Origin of the sequence: Georgenia sp. H159 (genome assembly GCF_035607575.1) — a bacterium.
In the GTDB taxonomy this organism is placed as follows: Bacteria; Actinomycetota; Actinomycetes; order Actinomycetales; family Actinomycetaceae; genus Oceanitalea.
Genome location: NZ_JAYDZY010000006.1, coordinates 382,642 through 400,020, shown reverse-complemented (window position 1 = coordinate 400,020; position 17,379 = coordinate 382,642). Strand labels below are relative to the sequence as shown.

17 protein-coding genes and 1 riboswitch are annotated in these 17,379 nt (G+C 74.3%); of the genes, 8 read left to right on the top strand and 9 right to left on the bottom strand.

Annotation, left to right across the window (positions count from 1 at the left end; genetic code table 11):
- The first annotated feature begins 109 nt into the window (after window positions 1-109).
- Together VR894_RS10055 and VR894_RS10050 are read left to right on the top strand one after the other, a co-directional pair.
- Window positions 110-622: a flavin reductase family protein gene (locus tag VR894_RS10055; RefSeq protein WP_324651247.1), complete on the top strand. Its 513-nt coding sequence runs from the start codon at window positions 110-112 to the stop codon at window positions 620-622.
- Between the two features lie 271 nt (window positions 623-893).
- Window positions 894-1,016: riboswitch (SAM riboswitch) on the top strand.
- Window positions 1,017-1,297: 281 nt separating this feature from the next.
- Entirely contained in the window at window positions 1,298-2,269 is a 972-nt protein-coding gene (locus VR894_RS10050; RefSeq protein ID WP_324651246.1) for a hypothetical protein, read from the top strand.
- A gap of 27 nt (window positions 2,270-2,296) precedes the next feature.
- Here VR894_RS10050 and VR894_RS10045 read toward each other — a convergent pair whose 3' ends face one another.
- Together VR894_RS10045 and VR894_RS10040 are read right to left on the bottom strand one after the other, a co-directional pair.
- Complete coding sequence (locus tag VR894_RS10045; protein WP_324651245.1) at window positions 2,297-2,728, bottom strand: DUF1801 domain-containing protein; 432 nt, start codon at window positions 2,726-2,728, stop codon at window positions 2,297-2,299.
- Between the two features lie 79 nt (window positions 2,729-2,807).
- Window positions 2,808-3,416, bottom strand: a complete 609-nt coding sequence (locus tag VR894_RS10040) for a glyoxalase (protein WP_324651244.1) — start codon at window positions 3,414-3,416, stop codon at window positions 2,808-2,810.
- Between the two features lie 218 nt (window positions 3,417-3,634).
- Between VR894_RS10040 and VR894_RS10035 the strand changes: the two genes are divergently transcribed.
- Complete coding sequence (locus tag VR894_RS10035) at window positions 3,635-4,528, top strand: universal stress protein (protein WP_324651243.1); 894 nt, start codon at window positions 3,635-3,637, stop codon at window positions 4,526-4,528.
- A 5-nt stretch (window positions 4,529-4,533) separates the two neighbouring features.
- Window positions 4,534-5,433, top strand: a complete 900-nt coding sequence (locus tag VR894_RS10030) for a DegV family protein (protein WP_324651242.1) — start codon at window positions 4,534-4,536, stop codon at window positions 5,431-5,433.
- Between the two features lie 41 nt (window positions 5,434-5,474).
- Here the strand turns inward: VR894_RS10030 and VR894_RS10025 are convergent, their stop codons facing one another.
- From VR894_RS10025 to VR894_RS10005, 5 genes are read right to left on the bottom strand one after another with little or no spacing between them, the layout of a single operon-like run.
- Window positions 5,475-6,461: an ABC transporter ATP-binding protein gene (locus VR894_RS10025; RefSeq protein ID WP_324651241.1), complete on the bottom strand. Its 987-nt coding sequence runs from the start codon at window positions 6,459-6,461 to the stop codon at window positions 5,475-5,477.
- Window positions 6,458-7,450, bottom strand: a complete 993-nt coding sequence (locus VR894_RS10020; protein ID WP_324651240.1) for an ABC transporter ATP-binding protein — start codon at window positions 7,448-7,450, stop codon at window positions 6,458-6,460. Before VR894_RS10020 ends, VR894_RS10025 begins: the two co-directional genes overlap by 4 nt.
- Window positions 7,447-8,349 carry an ABC transporter permease gene (locus VR894_RS10015; protein ID WP_324651239.1) on the bottom strand — a complete coding sequence of 301 codons (903 nt, stop codon included), beginning with the start codon at window positions 8,347-8,349 and terminating at the stop codon, window positions 7,447-7,449. Before VR894_RS10015 ends, VR894_RS10020 begins: the two co-directional genes overlap by 4 nt.
- Window positions 8,346-9,290, bottom strand: coding sequence for an ABC transporter permease (locus tag VR894_RS10010; protein WP_324651238.1), 945 nt, complete (start codon window positions 9,288-9,290; stop codon window positions 8,346-8,348). The genes VR894_RS10015 and VR894_RS10010 overlap by 4 nt, the downstream gene beginning before the upstream one ends.
- 12 nt (window positions 9,291-9,302) lie before the next feature.
- Window positions 9,303-10,874, bottom strand: coding sequence for an ABC transporter substrate-binding protein (locus tag VR894_RS10005; protein ID WP_324651237.1), 1,572 nt, complete (start codon window positions 10,872-10,874; stop codon window positions 9,303-9,305).
- A gap of 123 nt (window positions 10,875-10,997) precedes the next feature.
- Here VR894_RS10005 and VR894_RS10000 point away from each other — a divergent pair, with 123 nt between their 5' ends.
- From VR894_RS10000 to VR894_RS09985, 4 genes are all read left to right on the top strand, one after another.
- Entirely contained in the window at window positions 10,998-11,711 is a 714-nt protein-coding gene (locus VR894_RS10000) for a DUF1028 domain-containing protein (protein WP_324651236.1), read from the top strand.
- 10 nt (window positions 11,712-11,721) lie between these two features.
- A complete protein-coding gene (locus tag VR894_RS09995) occupies window positions 11,722-12,324 on the top strand; it encodes an XRE family transcriptional regulator (protein WP_324651235.1) in 603 nt (200 codons plus the stop codon).
- Window positions 12,325-12,420: 96 nt separating this feature from the next.
- The gene (locus VR894_RS09990; protein WP_324651234.1) at window positions 12,421-13,455 is read left to right on the top strand and encodes a ComEA family DNA-binding protein; all 1,035 of its coding nucleotides are present in this window, start codon (window positions 12,421-12,423) and stop codon (window positions 13,453-13,455) included.
- Window positions 13,452-15,800 (top strand): ComEC/Rec2 family competence protein, encoded by a 2,349-nt coding sequence (locus tag VR894_RS09985; RefSeq protein ID WP_324651233.1) that lies wholly within the window; start codon window positions 13,452-13,454, stop codon window positions 15,798-15,800. The genes VR894_RS09990 and VR894_RS09985 overlap by 4 nt, the downstream gene beginning before the upstream one ends.
- Window positions 15,801-15,816: 16 nt before the next feature.
- Here VR894_RS09985 and VR894_RS09980 read toward each other — a convergent pair whose 3' ends face one another.
- Window positions 15,817-16,317, bottom strand: coding sequence for an NUDIX domain-containing protein (locus VR894_RS09980; RefSeq protein ID WP_324651232.1), 501 nt, complete (start codon window positions 16,315-16,317; stop codon window positions 15,817-15,819).
- Window positions 16,314-17,312: a DNA polymerase III subunit delta gene (gene holA / locus VR894_RS09975; protein ID WP_324651231.1), complete on the bottom strand. Its 999-nt coding sequence runs from the start codon at window positions 17,310-17,312 to the stop codon at window positions 16,314-16,316. Before holA ends, VR894_RS09980 begins: the two co-directional genes overlap by 4 nt.
- Window positions 17,313-17,379 lie beyond the last annotated feature (67 nt).

Below are 17,379 nucleotides of genomic sequence, written 5' to 3'. Positions count from 1 at the left end.
GAGGCCACCTGCCGGGCCGACGCACGCCCGCGGGACGATTCTGCGTCGTCGGCGTGTTCGACGAGAATGGACGACAGACGACCCCTGGACCGAGGAGAGAGTCGCACGTATGACTGCTGAGAACCCCCTGCCCGTCGACCGGCAGGACTCGCTGGGCAGTGAGGAGTTCAAGGCCGTCTTCCGCCGGCATCCGGCAGGTGTCGCTGTCGTCACGTGCGCTACACCGACGGGGCCGGCCGGCTTCACCGCCACGTCGGTCATCTCCGTCGCGGCCAACCCGGCGATCCTGGCGTTCTCGGTGAGCGCGGGGTCCACGTCGCGCCGTGTCTTGGACACGGCGCCGAGCGTCGTCGTCAACTTTCTCGCCGTCGGTCAGGAGGACCTGGCGCGACGCTTTGCCGTCCGCGGCGCCGATCGGTTCGCGGGGCTGGACTACTGCTCGCTCACCAGTGGTGAGCCGGTGCTCCCGGGCACGACGGCGTGGATCAGGGGCATCGTCGAGCAGCGGGTTCCCGTGGGCGACAGTCTCCTCATCACCGTGCGCGCCGTCCTCGCACACACCTCCGACGCCTCCGAGCCCCTTGTCTACCTCGATCGCGCCTTTCCGCGCCTCCTGCCCTGACGGCGCAGGACGACCGCTCGGCCGAGACCTGTGCTCGCGGGCGTGCTGCGAGCCTGGGTCGTGCAACAACTCCGCTGTCGGCGCATGGGGCGGTGGGCGCCGGGGGTGGGGCGTCGTGCAACTCCGCTGTCGGCGCGACAACGGGGTGTCGGCGTGACGACGGATGGGGTGTCGTGCAACAACTCCGCTGTCGGCGGGGAGGGCGCGGTCGGGGGCCAGGGGGTGGGTGACAGTTGACACGTGAAGTCGGGCCCGGCTAGCGTCAGCGCCAGGTTCAGAGCATCAGTGCGCACGACAGTGCGCTAAGCCCCGGCTTGCTGGTCGGCAACCCGCCACGTGCGGTGGGTGCCCCGGGTGACGACCTGGTCCCGCGGAGTGCGGGGCAACGCAGTGCACCACGAGGTGCAGAGCACGAAGGAAGAGCGATGACCACGCACCAGAGCAGCACCCACCGGCAGATCACCAGCCGAAGCGGTCGCTCCATGTGCATGTGGGCTCGCCCCTGTATGTCGAACTGAGGACATACCAGCGATGCCTCGGCGCACTCCCCGCTGACGCATCACCCCTGGCCCAGCCCCCGGAGACCGGCGCGTGACACGCCGGGACCGGACTCGGCGAGCCAGGCCCCATCTTCCTTCCGGGCCCACGCCCAGCTGACCCGATTGGTGTCCTGCCATGTCCACTGCCTTCCTGCCGACCCGAACCACCGAGACCACCTCGACGGGTGCGACCATCGCCCTCGACCTCTCCGGCCTCGGCGCCCCCGCCCACGACCGTGACCTCGCCGCCGGGCTGCCCGCGGAGCAGGCCAACCTCGTCCGCCTCGCCGCCTACGCCAGGGCGGCACACAAGGGCGGCGTCTCCTTCGTCACGCTGGGGGAGGACTTCCGCCTCCGCGCCGACGCCGCACCTCGCGCCAACTCGTGGCTCGACCCCGTCATCGCCGCACGCCGGATCAGCCCCAGCGCCGGCGGGACGGGCCTGGTTCCCAGCGTCCACCTCGGCCGTGCGGACGGCGCCGTGGCCGCGGAGCTCGCGCAGTTCAACCGCAAGAGCGGCTCGTGGGCCGGGCTCCAGCTCGCCCGCGGGACCGGTGCGCAGCCGGTCACCGCGCTGCCGCAGCTCGGGGACCTGCTCGAGGAGCTCGTGCGCAGCGCCACCGCGCGCACCAGCCAGCGGCCGACCGTTGTCGTGCCGCTCGCGGAGGAGGCCGAGCTGACCACCGCGGCCGAGCTCGCCGACGTCGTCCGTCTCCGCGAGGCCGACCTCGCCTGGGCCCGCGAGCTGCGGTACGCCGTCCGGTCGGCGGCACGGGCCGCCGGCCGCAAGCCCGTCCGGGTGCTCGTCGACCTGCGCACCGTCATCGCGGCGGACTACGAGTCCGCCCGTACGCGGGCCGGTCTCCTCACCGACATCGCGGGCGGGGACGAGGGCTGGGCCGGCGCGCTGGAGGCGGTCGGCACGGTCGGCGACGTCGTCGCGACCATCGAGAAGTGGCTCGAGGCCGGGGCCGCCGACGGGTTCGTCGTGCTGCCCGGGTCCGTCCCGGCGGACGTCGCCCGCCTGGTGAGCGGGGTCATCCCGGCGCTGCAGGCACGTGGCCTCGTCGATGGGGCGGGGAGCCAGGCACGCGCGGCCTCCGCCTGAAGGCCGACGACGACGGCGGTCGCCGCGCTACATCCGCTCGCCGGGCAGCGCGGCGGCCTGCTCGATCCAGGCCGTCAGCTGGTCCTCGTCCAGCTCGTCGTCCTCGCGGACGTCGAGGTAGCGGACCTCGTCGTGCTTCGACTCCTTCGGGGGCATCGGTTTCAGCGAGGTGCCCCTGAGGAACTGGACCTGCACGTAGTCCGTGTAGCAGCGGTAGGAGAGGAACCAGCCCTCGTCGTCCCGCGTGCCGTAGAACGGCTGGTTCCACTTCACGGCCTTCCGCGCGCCCGGCACGGTCGTCGTGACGAGAGCGTCGAGGCGCTGCCCGACCTCCCTTTTCCACCCGGGCATGGCGGCGATGTAGTCCTGGACCGGGCCGTCGCCCTCACCCTTGGGGATCTGCGGGTTGCCACCCGAGAGCAGCCTCGGCCCGGTGTCGTCCTTCTTGCGAGCGGTCATGGGATCACGTCCTGCGTGCGTACCGACTGGTGGGACACGGCACGGTACTCCGTAGCGCCCGGGCCGGTGAAGAGGCGCGTCAGGCGGACGCACGCTCCCACTCGAACCCGTCCGGGTCGGTGAGTGGCCCGAGGTCCCCACCGATGGCGAGCCGGTGCGCCCCGCTGCCGTCGGAGGGGACGGCGGACACCTTCGCGAGGGCGGCGCGCTTGTTGAGCGTGAGCTTGACCGGCCCGGTGTCGAACTCCGCGTACCGGCGCCCGAAGCTCTTCGTCGGCGTCAGCCCGTGGTCGGCGTAGAACCGCTTGCTCGCCTCGACGTCGGCGACGCCGAGCTGGAGCACGACGTCGTCGATCTCCCGGCGGGCGGGGCCGGTGTCCTTCTTCGACGACGACGCCACCGTCCAGACCGTCCCGTCCGGTGCCTGGACCACGCCGCCGTAGCCCCACAGCGACGACGCCGCCGGCTTGAGGGCCGTGGCGCCGGCGTCGACTGCGCTGCGGACGAGCGTGTCGACGCCGGCCGGCTGGGTGACGAGGAGCGAGATCGTGAACCCGCGGAACCCCGCTGTCGGCGCGGCCGACTCCCGCAGCCGGAGCCGCGGACCGACGTCGAAGGCGGTGGCGTAGAACCGTTCGGCGGCCGTCAGGTCGGCCACCTCGAGCGTGACGAAGTCGATGGTTGCCATGACCTCGACGGTAGTGACGCCCACGGCGGAGCACTTCTCGATTCCTGACCACCTTGGGCACCGACCCGTTCAGCCGGCCGCGCGGTCTGCGCCGGCCACCGCGGTCCCGCCGGGTGCGGATCGGCGGTTCGGTCCCCGGGGCAGCCTGCCGACGCGTGGGATGATGGCCGCGCGGGCCGGGTTCCTGCCGACCTGCACCACCGCGTGCGAGGAGTTCGATGGACACCGAGGAGTACCCCACCGGCAGCGTCGTCGTGGGAACCGACGGGTCCCCTCCCGCGGAGCGGGCCGTCGACTTCGCGGCCGCCGAGGCAGCCCGCCGCGGCGTCGGGCTGCACGTCCTCTACGCGTTCCCGTGGCTCTCGCGCGCGCGTGCCTGGGAGTTCGCGCCGTCGCCGGACATCACCGAGACGGGGGAGCGGGTCGTCTCCGCCGCCGTCGACCGCGTCCGGGCCGCCCAGCCCGGCCTCGAGCTCACGACGGAGGTGCGGGTCTACGACCCGGCGACCGCCCTGGTGGAGGCGTCCACCCGGGCGAGCGTCGTCGTCGTCGGGGCACGCGGCCAGGGTGAGGCCGACGAGGGCGTCATGGGCTCGGTGTCCCAGAAGGTCGCCGCCCACGCGCGGTGCGCCGTCGTCGTCGTCCACGGACCGTCGCCCGCGGGCCCCGGGGCCCCGGTGGTCGTCGGGATGGACCCGGAGGACGGGGCCCCCGAGGCGATGGAGTACGCCTTCGAGGAGGCCACCCGGCGGGGTGCCAAGCTCGTCGTCGTCCAGGGTGCCCAGCACGATGCGGCGTTCCCCGACTTCCCCGACGCTGTGCTCAGCGGCCAGTACGACCAGACCGCCGGTGAGTTCGCCAGGATCACCGCCGAACGCCTCAACGAGTGGCACCACCGCTTCCCCGACGTGCCGTTCGAGCTGCGGCTCGAGCGCGAACGCCCGGTCCGGGCGCTGGTGGCGGCGTCCGCGGAGGCGAGCATCGTCGTGGTCGGGACCCGTGCTCGTGGCGGGCTCGCGGGGCTGCTCCTCGGCTCGGTGAGCCGGGGCGTGGCCAACCGTGCGCCCGTCGTCGCGCTCGTCCGGGCACGTCACCACGGCGCCGCGGACTGAGGGGGATGCCAGGCGTCGCCGTCCTCACCGACTCCACGGCCTCCCTCTCGCCGGAGAGTGCGGCTCGGCTCGGTGTCCGGGTCGTGCCGTTGCGCGTGCTCGTCGACGGCGCCGACCACCCCGACGACGCGTCGGCCCGGCACCTGCTGGCACGCCACCTGCACGACGGCGGGACGGCCACGACCTCCCAGCCCACCCCCGCGGCGCTCGTCGAGGCGATGGAGGAAGCGGTCGACGACGGTGCGAGCGCGCTCGTCTCGCTCCACCTGTCCGCGGAGCTCTCCGGCACCGTCGGAGCCGCCCGCCTCGCGGCCGCGGAGGTGGGCGAGCGGCGCGGGGTGCCCGTGCACGTCGTCGACACGCGGACCGTCGGGGGCGGCATGGCGTTCGCGGTGACCGCTGCCGCGGAGCGAGCCGCGCGGGGAGCGGACGCCGACGGCGTCCTCGCCGCGGCCCGCGAGACCGCGGCCCGCAGCAGCGTGTTCTTCGCGGTACCGGACCTCCACTACCTCGCCCGGGGAGGACGGATCGGGCCGGCGCGGGCCTTCCTCGGCTCGGCTCTCGGCGTCCGGCCGATCCTCGCGCTGCGCGGCGGGCGACTCGCCGTCGTCGAGACGGCGCGCGGCGCGGCCAGGACGCAGCGGCGCATCGTCGAGCTCGCGGTCCGCGCGGCGGGCGGCCCCGGGGCGGCGACACCGCGGGGTGACGGTGGGCTCGTCCGGGTGGCCGTGCACCACTTCGCCGACGAGGCGACCGCCGACACCCTGGCCGCCGCGCTCGAGGACCGGCTGACGGAGACGGGGGCGCAGGTCGAGAGCATCGTGCGCAGCGAGGTGACGGCCGTCGTCGGCGCGCACACCGGGCCCGGCGTCGTCGGCGTCGCGCTCGCACCCGCCAGCAGGTGAGGCGGCGCCCGACCGCACACCAGCCGTGAGTCCACGGCGTGTCAGCCGACCGGGACCTGCTCGCCGGCCCGGACGCAGTTGGACACGTGGCCCTCGCCGAGGACCACCGTGGGAACGTGCCGCGCGCACTCCTCGACCGCGAGCGGGCAGCGGGTGCGGAAGACGCAGCCCGACGGCGGGTCGATCGGGGAGGGGATGTCGCCCTCGAGGATGATCCGGCGACGCTGCCGCTCGGCCACGGGGTCGTCCTTGGGGATCGCGGACATCAGCGCTTGCGTGTACGGGTGCCCCGCCTCGGTGTAGATCTGCTCCCGGCCGGCGAGCTCCATGAGCCGGCCCAGGTACATGACCTGCACCCGGTGGCTCATGTGCTCGACGGCGGCGAGGTCGTGGGAGATGAACAGGTAGGCGAGCCCGAGCTCACCCTGGAGCTCCCGCAGCAGGTTCATGATCTGCGCCTGCACCGAGACGTCCAGGGAGGCGGTCGCCTCGTCCAGCACGATGAGCGAGGGGTCACCGGCCAGCGCCCGCGCGATGCACACCCGCTGGCGCTGCCCGCCGGACAGCTCGTGCGGGTAGTGGTCGAGGAAGCGTTGCGCGAGCCCGACGAGGTCCATGAGCTCGGCGACCCGGCGCTCGCGGCCGCGGCCGCGGTGCAGGTTGTGGATCTCCAGCGGCTCGCGGACCGACTCGGCGACGGTGCTGCGCGGGTCGAGCGACGCGAGCGGGTCCTGGAAGACCATCGCCGCCCTGCGCCGCAGCGCACGCAGCCGGGCGCCGCGGGCGGCGAGCACGTCCTCCCCGTCGAGCAGCACCCGCCCGGCGGTCGGCGTGACGAGCCGCAGCAGGGCGTTGCCGATCGTCGACTTCCCGCTGCCGGACTCACCCACGAGGCCCAGCGTCTCGCCGCGGTCGAGGGTGAAGGAGACGTCCTCCACCGCGTGCACCCACTGCCGCCCCAGCCCGCGGACCGAGGGGACGGGGAAGCGGACCTGAAGGTCGCGCACGTCGAGCAGCGGCGCGGTCATGACTGCTCCTGTCGGGACGAGGCGTAGAAGGACCGGACGAGATGGCCCGGCGTGAGCGGCCGGAGCTCGGGTCGCTCGCTCGCGCAGCGCTCGTCGTGGCGCACCGTGCACCGGTCGTAGAACACGCAGCCGGGCGGCAGGTGGCGTGGGTCCGGGGGGCTGCCCGGGATCGTGGCGAGGACGTCGTCACGTGAGCCGAGACGCGGCCGGGCCGCGAACAGCCCCTCGGTGTAGGGGTGGGCCCGTTCCCGGTAGAGGGTCAGGACGTCGGCCTGCTCGAGGATCTGGCCGCCGTACATGACGGCGACCTCGTCGGCCAGGCCGCCGACGACGGCGAGGTCGTGGCTGATCCACACCGTCGCCGTGCCGAGGCGCTCCTGCAGGCCACGGACCGCGTCGAGGATCTGCGCCTGGATGGTGACGTCCAGCGCCGTCGTCGCCTCGTCGGCGATGAGCACCTGTGGGTCGCAGGCGAGGGCGATGGCGATCATCACCCGCTGCCGCATCCCCCCGGACAGCTCGTGCGGGTAGGACCGCAGCCGCCGTGTCGGGTCGGGGATGCCGACGAGCTCGAGCAGCTCCACGGCCCGTGACGAGGCGGCGCGGCGGGTCATGCCCAGGTGCTCCTCGAGCCCCTCGGTGAGCTGGCGCTCGACGGTGAGGACGGGGTTGAGCGAGGTCGCCGGGTCCTGGAAGACGAAGCCGATGCCGCGCCCCCGCACCCGCCGCAGCGCTTCGGGGGACAGGGTGAGGAGGTCGCGCGGCCCGCCCCCGCCGTCGTCGTCCGCGAGGAGCACCTGCCCGCTGACGCGTGCGGTCGGCGGCCCGATGAGGCCGGCCGCGGCGAGGACGCTCATCGACTTGCCGGACCCGGACTCCCCGACGATCCCCAGCGTCTGCCCGGGCTCCACCGCCCAGCTCACCCCGCCGACGATCTCGGCGGAGCCGATCTGCACGCGGAGGTCACGGACCTCGAGGGCGGGGGTCACGGCTTGCCTCCGGAGTCGGCGCGGACGTCGAGGACGTCGCGCAGGGCGTCGCCCACGAGGTTGAACGCGAGCACGGTGACGAACACGGCGGCGCCGGGGAAGATGCTCATCCACCACGCCTGGTCGAGGAAGCCGCGGGCGTCGAAGAGCATCCGCCCCCACGAGGGCTCGGGCGGCTGCACCCCCAGGCCGAGGAAGGACAGGGACGCCTCGGAGAGGATCGCGAAAGCCAGCGAGAGCGAGGTCTGGACGATGATCGGGGCGGAGATGTTGGGCAGCACGTGGCGGGCGATGACCCGGCCCGGTCGTGCCCCGAGGGAGACCGAGGCGCGCACGTAGGGCTCGGTGCGCACGCTGAGCACGCTGGCCCGCGTGACCCGCGCGAAGATCGGGACGTAGACGACGCCGATCGCGACCATCGCCGTCGTCAGCCCGGGGCCGAGGATCGCGACGATCGCCATCGCCAGGAGCATGACGGGGAAGGCGAACAGGACGTCCGCGCTGCGCATGATGACGGCGTCGAGCCACCCGCCGAAGTAGCCGGCCACGAGCCCGAGGAGCACCCCGGCCACCAGGGCGATGCTCACCGAGACGATCGCGACCTGGGCGGACACCCGCGCCGCGAGGACGACGCGGGAGAACACGTCGCGGCCGAGCTCGTCGGTGCCGAACAGGTGCTCCCCGCTCGGTGGTTGCAGGGCCCGGGTGATGTCGACGGCGTTGGCCGGGAACGGCGCGAGCTGCTCCCCGAGGACCGCGGCGAGGACGACGACGGCGAGCACGAGGAGCCCGACGACCGCGATCGGTCTCCGCACCAGCGAGCGCAGCGCGCGGAACCGGTTCGGTGGGCGCCGCGGCGCGGCGGGCGCGGCGGGCGGGGTGGCGGTGGCGGCGGTCATGACGTCACCCGGATCCGCGGGTCGACCTTGCCGTAGAGGAGGTCGACGAGCAGGTTGATGAGCAGGAAGATGGCGGCGACGAGCAGGATCGACCCCTGGAGCAGTGGGTAGTCCCGGGCCAGGACGGCGTCGTAGATGAGCCGACCGAGCCCCGGCCAGGCGAAGACGACCTCGACGACGACGACGCCCCCGAGCATCGTCGCGAGCTGGTTGCCGGTGATGGTGAGGACCGGGATGAGGGCGTTGCGCACGATGTGCCGGCCGATGACGACGCGGTTGCGCAGGCCCTTGGAGCGGGCGGTGCGCACGTGGTCGGCGGCGAGCACCTCGAGCACCGAGGAACGGATGTAGCGGGTGAGGATCGAGCCCGCGACGAGCCCGATCGTCAGCGCCGGCATCACCACCCGCCTCGCCCACCCGGAGGGGTCCTCGGTGAGGGCGACGTAGCCCGACGGCGGCAGCCAGCCGAGCGTCGAGGAGAACAGCAGGATGAACAGCATCGCCATCCAGAAGTCCGGGATCGACACCCCGAACTGCGACAGGCCGCGGACGACCGTGTCGCTCACCCGGCCGTGCCGCAGCGCGGCGAACAGCCCGAGCGGGAAGGAGACGACCAGTGCGATGAGGATGCCCGTGCCGGCCATCGAGACGGTCGCGGGCAGCCGGCCGAGGAGGATCTCGGTGACCGGCTCCCCGGAGCGGAAGGACACCCCGAGGTCACCGGTCACCGCGCTGGTGAGGTAGCCGACGTACTGCTCGACCAGGGGCCGGTCCAGCCCCGACGCCTCCCGCAGGCGGGCGTACACGTCGGGGTCGAACCGGGTGCCCATCGCGATCCGCACCGGGTCGCCCGGGACGAGCTGGACGATCGCGAAGACGAGCACGGACACGCCGAGCAGCACGACCGCCGAGTGCAGGACCCGCCGGATGACGAATGCCATCGTCGCTCCTCGTCAGTCGTTCAGCGAGACGTCCTTGAACCGGATCGCCCGGTTGCTCATCACCGTGTACCCCTCGAGCTGCGGGCTCCACGCCTGCACGACGTCGGGGTTGTAGAGGTAGATGTAGCTCGCGTCGTCGGCGACCAGCGTGGCGACCTCGTCGTAGATCTGCTTGCGCGCGGCCTCGTCGGTCTCCACGCGTCCCTGGTCGAGGAGCGCGTCGACGTCGGGGTTGGCGTACCCCTGGTAGTTGTTGCCGCCCTCGGAGTGGTGCTGGGAGTAGTAGAAGTCGTCCGGGTCGAGGTTGCCGAGCCAGCCCATCATGAGCATGTCGAAGTTGCCCTGGCCCTGCTCGTCCAGCCACGTGCCGAAGTCCAGGGTGCGGATCTCGACGGCGATCCCGACGTCGGAGAGCTGGCTCTCGATGATCTGTGCCGCCTGCACCGTCTCGGGGTAGTCGCTCGCCACCATGAGGTCCATGGTGAGCTCGCCCTCGGCCACGCCGGCGTCGGCGAGCAGCGAGCGGGCCTGCTCGACGTCGTGGGAGTAGCGGTCGTAGGGGGTGTAGAAGCTCGAGGACTCGGGGATCGCCGTCTGGTTGACCGTGGCGTTGCCGTACATCGTCGCCTGGGTGATCGCCTCGCGGTCGATCGCGTAGGAGATCGCCTGACGGACGTTGACGTCGTCGTAGGGCTCCCTGGCCTGGTTGAGCGCGAGGTACCAGTAGTCGTTGGAGCCGACCTGGCCGATCTCGATCGCGTCGTCGCTGCTCAGCGAGGCGACCTGCTGCGGGGGAAGGTTGTCGGTCCAGTGGATCTCCCCGGCCTGCAGCGCCGCGACCGCCGTGGTCGGCTCGGGGATGAACTCGAAGGTCACCCCGGCGACGGACGGCGCGCCGTCCCAGTAGTCCTCGTAGGCGACGAGCTCGATGGAGTCACCGGTCGCATAGCTCTCCACCCGGAAGGGGCCGGTGCCGACGGGCGCGGTGCCGATGTCGCCGGACTCCACGTTCTCCTGCTGGACGATGGCCACGCCCTTGAAGCCGCCGATGTTGGCGAGCAGGTTGGGGGAGGGGCTGGAGACGGTGATCGTCACCGTCGACTCGTCGGTGGCCTCGACGCTCTCGACGGCGGAGAAGCGCCAGGAGTTGGCGAGCTCCTCGTCGATGATCCGGTTGAAGGAGTAGGCGACGTCGTCGGCGGTGAAGGGCGAGCCGTCGTGCCAGGTGACGCCCTCCCGCAGGGTGAAGGTCCACGTCAGCTGGTCGTCGCTGACCTCCCACGACTCCGCGAGGGCGGGGACCATCTCGAGGTTCTCGTCGGGCTGGACCAGGGTGTCGAAGACGTTCTCCAGCACCTGGAAGGAGAAGTAGGCGGTCGTGTTGTGCGGGTCGAGCTGGTCCGGCTCGCCCGCGATGCCCGCGACGACGACGCCACCGGCCGGGGCGTCCCCGGTCGCTGCGTCGTCCGTGCCGGTGTCGGTGCCGTCGACGTCCACACCGTCACCGGTGCTGCAGGCGGCGAGCAGGGCCGCCGCAGCGGCCGCCGCGACGAGCCGACGACGTCGTCCTGGGGAGGCGGTCATGGTGAGCTCCTATGGTTGCCGTGCCGCTGTCATCCAAATGAAGATATCGTCAGTCTGTTGCTTCCGTCGCGTGAACGCAAGTACCGTCCACAGACAGACACCTGACCGAGACATTGGGACCCGATGACCTTTTCGATCGTCGCCCGCAGCGGGGACGCCCTGGGCGTCGCCACGGCCACCCGCTCCCTCGCCGTCGGGGCCGTCGTCCCCGCGGCGGCCCCCGCGACCGGGGCGCTGGCCACCCAGGCGCGCACGAACCGCGGGTTCCGGTCCAGCGGGCTGCGCCTCATGCGCGACGGCGTGGCGCCCCGGGACGTGCTGGCCGCGCTGGAGCGGGAGGACGTGGGCTTCGACCAGCGTCAGGTCGCCCTGGTGGACGCGAGCGGACGCGGCGCGGTGTGGACCGGGCCGGAGTGCCTGCCGTGGGCCGGCGGGTGGAGCCGGGACGGCGTCGCCGTCGCCGGCAACCTCCTCGTCGGCCGGGAGGTCCTCGAGGCGATGGACGCGGCGTTCGCCGCCGAGCCCGACGCCCCGCTCTCCCGTCGGCTGCTCGCCGCCCTCACGGCCGGGGACGGCGCGGGAGGGGACCGACGCGGCCGGCAGAGCGCCGCGCTCGTCGTCGTCGCAGGGGCGGACGACGGCGCCTGGCCGCCGACCACCCGCGTCGACCTGCGCGTGGACGACCACCCCGACCCGGTCGGCGAGCTCGCGCGGCTCGTGGCGCTCGCCGAGGTCGAGGTGGCCACTGCCGAGCCTGCCGAGGCCGTGCCCGAAGGGGAGCGCGGCGCCGCAGCGGGCGCCGGGCCCGACACCGTGACCTCACCGCCCGCGCCTTAGCATGGGCGCCGTGAGTCACTCCGCGGGGGGCCGCGACGCCCACGACGTCGGCGCGCTGGGTGCCGTCGTGCGCCGCACCCGCCAGCGGATGGGCCTGTCGGTGGAGGCGCTCGCGGAGAGCTCGGCGCTCAGCGCCGGCCTCATCAGCCAGCTCGAGCGCGGCCGCGGCAACCCCTCGCTCCAGACGCTCTCCCGGCTGGCCGGCGCGCTCGGGACGCCGCTCATCGCCCTCCTCCAGAGCGCTCAGCGGCACGGTGAGCCGGTCGTGCGGGCCGACGCCCGGCTCGTCCTGCCCGACATCGACCCCGGCGAGGACGGCACTCCGCGGCCGGTGCGTGAGCTGCTCACCCCGGACCAGAGCCTGCCGCTGCAGGTGATCCGGACCGTCATGCCGCCGGGCTTCTCCAACCAGGACCGCCCCTTCCGGCACCTCGGCCTCGAGTCGGTCCACGTGCTGCGCGGCCGCCTCGACGTCGTCCTCGGCGAGACACGGCACGAGCTCGGCGAGGGCGACACGATCACCTACGAGTGCTCCCAGGCGCACTGGTGGGCCAACCCGTCGACGACCGAGGAGGCCGTCGTCATCGGCTCGGTCGCGCCCTTCGCGGTCTGAGCACACTGCTCCCCAGCGCGGGAGCGGGGTGTCCTGGTCCCCGGGCGCGTCGACCGCGCCGTCCGCGTGCGGCCCGGCGTCCCTACGGTCCCGGGTATGGCAGCGCGTACGGCGAGGCGCGGAACGCCCGACTCCGCGGCCCGGCTCCGGGCACTGACCCGCCGGGCCTACACGGCCACGGCCGGGCACCTCGACCTCGACGAGGACGCCGGGCGAGAGTTCGACCGCATCGTCAACGGCGAGCGGGCCGATGGCGGGGTGGGCACGGGTGGTGCCGCCGGCACGGCGGGCCGCACCGGGACGCACGAGGGCTCCGGGACCAGAGCTCGGTCGCGGGCGGGCGGGCGGTCGACGGCGAGCACCACGCCGGGTCGGACGCGGCGGTGGGCCGTCTCCGGCCGGGCGGCTGTGGTGCTGCTCGCCGTCGTCGCGGCACTGGCGGGAGCGGTGGTCGCCCGGGCCATCGCCCTGGGCCCGTCGGACCCGGTTCCGGTGCCGCCGCTGGTCACCCACGCGCCCGGGGCGGGGGCGAGCACGGGGGAGGTGGCGGTCGGTGAGGCGGACGGCAGCGAGGTGCCGGGAGCCGGGATGCCGAGCGGGGTCACGGCCGCTCCGGAGGGTCCGGTCGGGGACGACCGTCCGGGAACCGCGGCGGGTGGTGACCCGGCCGTCGTGGTGGTCCACGTGGCGGGGGCGGTGGTGGAGCCCGGTGTGGTGCGGCTGCCCGCCGGGGCGAGAGTGGCGGAGTCCATCGACGCGGCGGGTGGCGCGCAGCCGGAGGCCGAGCTCGCCGCCGTCAACCTCGCCCGCCCCCTTCAGGACGGCGAGCAGGTCTACGTGCCGCGCGTCGGGGAGGCGCGACCCGGTGCCGCAGCAGGTCCCGCCGGACCCGCTGCCGCGGCTGGTGCGACCGGACCCGGCGGGGAGCCGGGCGAGGCCGGCGTCGTCGACCTCAACACCGCCGACCTCAGCGCGCTGGACACCCTCCCCGGTGTCGGTCCGGCCATCGCCCAGCGCATCCTGGAGTGGCGGGAGACCAACGGCCCCTTCCACTCGGTCGACGAGCTCCTCGAGGTCTCCGGGATCGGGCCGACGACCCTCGAGCGCGTCCGTGAGCGGGTGCGCGTGTGACCCTCGACCTGCGGCTCGTGCCCGCCGCCCTGGCTGCGTGGGTCGTGGCCTTCGGTGGTGTCCTGCTCCCGCCGCCAGCGGGCGGCGGCATCGCGGGCCTCCTGCTGCTGCTCGCCGCCCGCGGTGCCTGGACGCTGCGGCACGGTGCCCGGCACCGGGACCGGGCCGGGCCGACTCCTCAGGCCACCGCCGCGCTCGCGCTCGTCGTGGCTGCGCTCGTCCTGCTCTCGACGGCGGCCCAGGTGCACCAGCGGGCGGGTGGTCTGCTCCGCGAGCTCACCGCCATCTCCGCCGTCGTCGAGATCAGGGGCACCGTCACCGGCGACCCGGCCACGGTGGCGGCACCTCCCGAGCGGGGCGGCGGTGAGCGCGTCATGGTGCCGGTCCGTGCCGACGTCGTCGAGGGGCGGGGGCTCGCGGCGCGTGCCCGGGCGCCCGTGCTCCTCCTCGCGCCGCCCGGCTGGAGCGGCGTCGCGCTCGGGAGCGCGGTCAGCCTCACCGGACGGCTGGTCGCCGTGGACCCGGGGGAGGACGTCACCGCACTCGTCGTCGTGCACGGTGAGCCCGAGGTCCGGGCACCGCCACCCGCGCACCAGCGGCTGGCCAACCGGATGCGCGAGGGTCTGGTCGCGGCAGTCGCCGACGCCCCCGCGCAGGCCCGCGGTCTGGTGCCGGGGATCGCGGTCGGGGACGACTCCCGGCTGCCGCCCGAGCTGGAGGACGCGACGCGGGCCGTCTCGCTCACCCACATCACGGCGGTCTCCGGCGCACACGTCGCGATCGTGCTGGGCGCCGTGCTCGCCGCGCTGGCCTGGGCACCTGGCTGGCTGAGGGTCGGTGTCGGCGCCACCGTCCTCGTGTGCTTCGTCGTCCTCGTGCGCCCGGAGGCCAGCGTGCTGCGCTCGGCCACGATGGGCGCCATCGGCCTTGGTGCACTGCTCCTTGGGCGGCCCTCGCGGGCGCTTCCCGCGCTCTGCACCGCCGTCGTCACGCTGCTCCTGCTCGACCCGTGGCTCGCGCGCTCCTACGGCTTCGCCCTGTCGGTCCTCGCGACGACCGGGCTCGTCGTGCTCTCCGGCCCGTGGGCCGCCCGGCTGACCCGGTGGCTGCCGCGCACGCTGGCCCACGTCGTCGCGGTGCCCGCCGCGGCGCAGGTGTGCTGCGCCCCGGTGGTGATCCTCCTCGAGCCGGCCGTGGCCACGTACGCCGTCCCGGCGAACGTCCTCGCCGCGCCGGCGGTCCCGCCGGCCACCGTGCTCGGCGTGGTGGGCGCCGTGCTCTCGCCCTGGCTGCCCGCGGTCACCGAGCCGCTGGCGACGGCGGCCGGCTGGTTCACCGGGTGGGTCGCGTGGGTCGCGCTCGACTGGGCGGAGCTGCCCGGCTCCCAGGTCCCCTGGCCCGCGGGTCTCGGTGGGGCGGCGCTGCTGGCCGCCCTCACTGCCCTCGTGCTCGTCCTCGTCCGGCGCGGCCGGCGGGCCGGGCTGCTCGGGGCGTCGGTGGTGGGTCTCGTCGTCCTGCTCACCCTCGTCCCGGGTCCCCGACGTGCCATCGGGGGGCTGCTGGGTGGTGTGCCCGACGACTGGCTCGCGGTGCAGTGCGACGTCGGCCAGGGCGGCGGGTTCGCCCTGCGCAGCGGGCCGCGCGCCGCCGTCGTCGTCGACGTCGGGCCGGCGGGCGACGCCGCCGCGCGGTGCCTCACGGACGCGGACGTGCGTGAGGTCGACCTGCTCGTCCTCACCCACCTGCACGCCGACCACGTCGGCGGGCTGGCCGAGGTCCTCGACGCCGTCACCGTGCACCGGGCCCTGCTCACCCCGCACGGCGCACCCACGGACGCGGAGCACGACGTGCTGTCCGCGCTCGCCGAGGAGGGGACGGCGGTCGAACGTCCCGGCCTCGGCGCGCACGGGGAGGTCGGTGAGGTGGGGTGGCGGGTGCTCTGGCCCACGCCACGGGCGCTACAGCTCGCGGCCCCCGGGGACGACTCGGTCGCCAACGACCTCTCCCTCGTCGTGCTGCTCGAGACACCGGAGGTGTCGGTGCTGGCCCTGGGCGACCTGGAGCCCGACGGCCAGCGCGGACTCCTGCCGCAGCTCGGCACCCTCGGGGAGGTCGACGTCGTGCTCGTCCCGCACCACGGCTCACCGGCACAGCTGCCGGCCCTCGCCGAGAGGGTCGGCGGCCGACTCGCCCTGGTGAGCGTCGGCAGGGACAACGACTTCGGGCACCCGGCGGCGGCCACCGTCGAGCTCTACGGGCGCCGGGGTGCGCTCGTCCTGCGGACCGACGAGTGCGGCGCCGTCGTCGTCGTGACGCACGACGGCGCGCTCGCCGCCCGCTGCTGAACCGGTCCGGCCCGTCTCAGCCCTGCGGGAAGCCGAACGTCGTGACCGCCGGGACCGCACCCACGGACAGCGCCGTGAGGACGTGGCGCTCGTGCGGGACCACGGGCTCGGCGAGGGAGTCGAGGTCGTCGAGCCGGACCCACCGCAGGTCGGCCGCCTTCGCCTCCTGCAGCAACGGCTCACCCGCCCACCGGCGGCAGGCAAAGAAGAAGTCGACGCGCTCGTCGACGGCCAGCCCGGTGCGCTGGGTCCGGTGCATCGCGGTCAGCGGGAGGAGGTCGCCCTCGCCGACCCGTACCCCCAGCTCCTCGCGTGCCTCCCGCACCGCGGCGGCGAGGACGCTCTCGCCGGCCTCGACGTGACCCGCGGCCCCGCACGCCCAGTGGCCGTCCATGAACCCGGTGCCGGCGCGCAGCTGGAGGAGCGCGCTGTCGACACCGTCGTCCCCGGTGCGCAGGAGCACGACGTACGCCGCGGGCACCACCCGGTAGCGGTCCACCGTGCCGGGAGCGCTCACCGACGGCCTCGGCTGGCGACGATGCGCAGCACCGCCCGCTCGACGGCGAAGACGGGGTCGCGGCTCAGGCCCTTGACCTCGGCGTCGGCGGCCGCGACGGCGGTGATCGCCCGGGCGAGGCCCTCGGGGCCCCAGCCGGCGAGCTCGCGCCGGGCGTGGTCGACCTGCCAGGGCGCCAGCCCCAGCGCCCCGGCCCCGCCGCGGCCGGCCATCGCCTCGACCTTGGCCATGGTGCGGAGCTTGACGGCCAGCGCCGCGACGAGCACGACCGGGCTGGCGCCCGTCTCGACGGCGTGCCGCAGGAGGGTCACCGCCTGTCCGGCGTTGCCGGAGATCGCGGCGTCGGCGACCTTGAAGCCCGTCGCCTCGACGCGACCACCGTGGTACCGCTCGACGACGTCGGCGGTGACGCGGCCGGTGGTGTCGGCGACGAGCTGGGAGCAGGCGGCAGCGAGCTCGCGCAGGTCCGACCCCACGGCCTGGACGAGCGCCTGCACGGCGTCCTGGTCCACCTGTCGGTGCGCCCGGCGGAACTCGGCGGCGACGAAGCCGGACTTGTCCGCGTCCCGCTTGAGCGGCTCGCAGGCGACGACGGGGTGCCCGGCCTTCGTCACGGCGTCGAGCAGGCGCTTGCCGCGCACCCCACCGCCGTGCTGGAGGACGAGCCACACGTCCTCGGCGGGTGCCCGGAGGTAGGCGATGGTGTCGTCGATGAGAGCGTCGGTGCAGCTCTCCACCCCGGTGACGACGATGCACCGGGCCTCGCCGAACAGTGAGGGGCTGGCGAGCATCTGGAGGCGGCCGTTGTCGTACCCGGCGGCGTCGAGGCGGGTGACCTCGGTGCCGGCGTCGGCCTGCCTGGCCTGCTCGACGATGCGTGCGACGGCGCGGTCGGCGAGCACCCCCTCCGCGCCGCGCACGAGGACGACGGGAGCGAGGGGAGCCTCGTCCCAGCTCAGTCCGGTCGGGGCGCTGCGGCGGGTCTTGGGGGGCACGACCCAAGGGTGCCACGGACCGGGGACACGGTGCGGCTCCGGCCGGGTCGCCCGGCGCGAGGAGCAC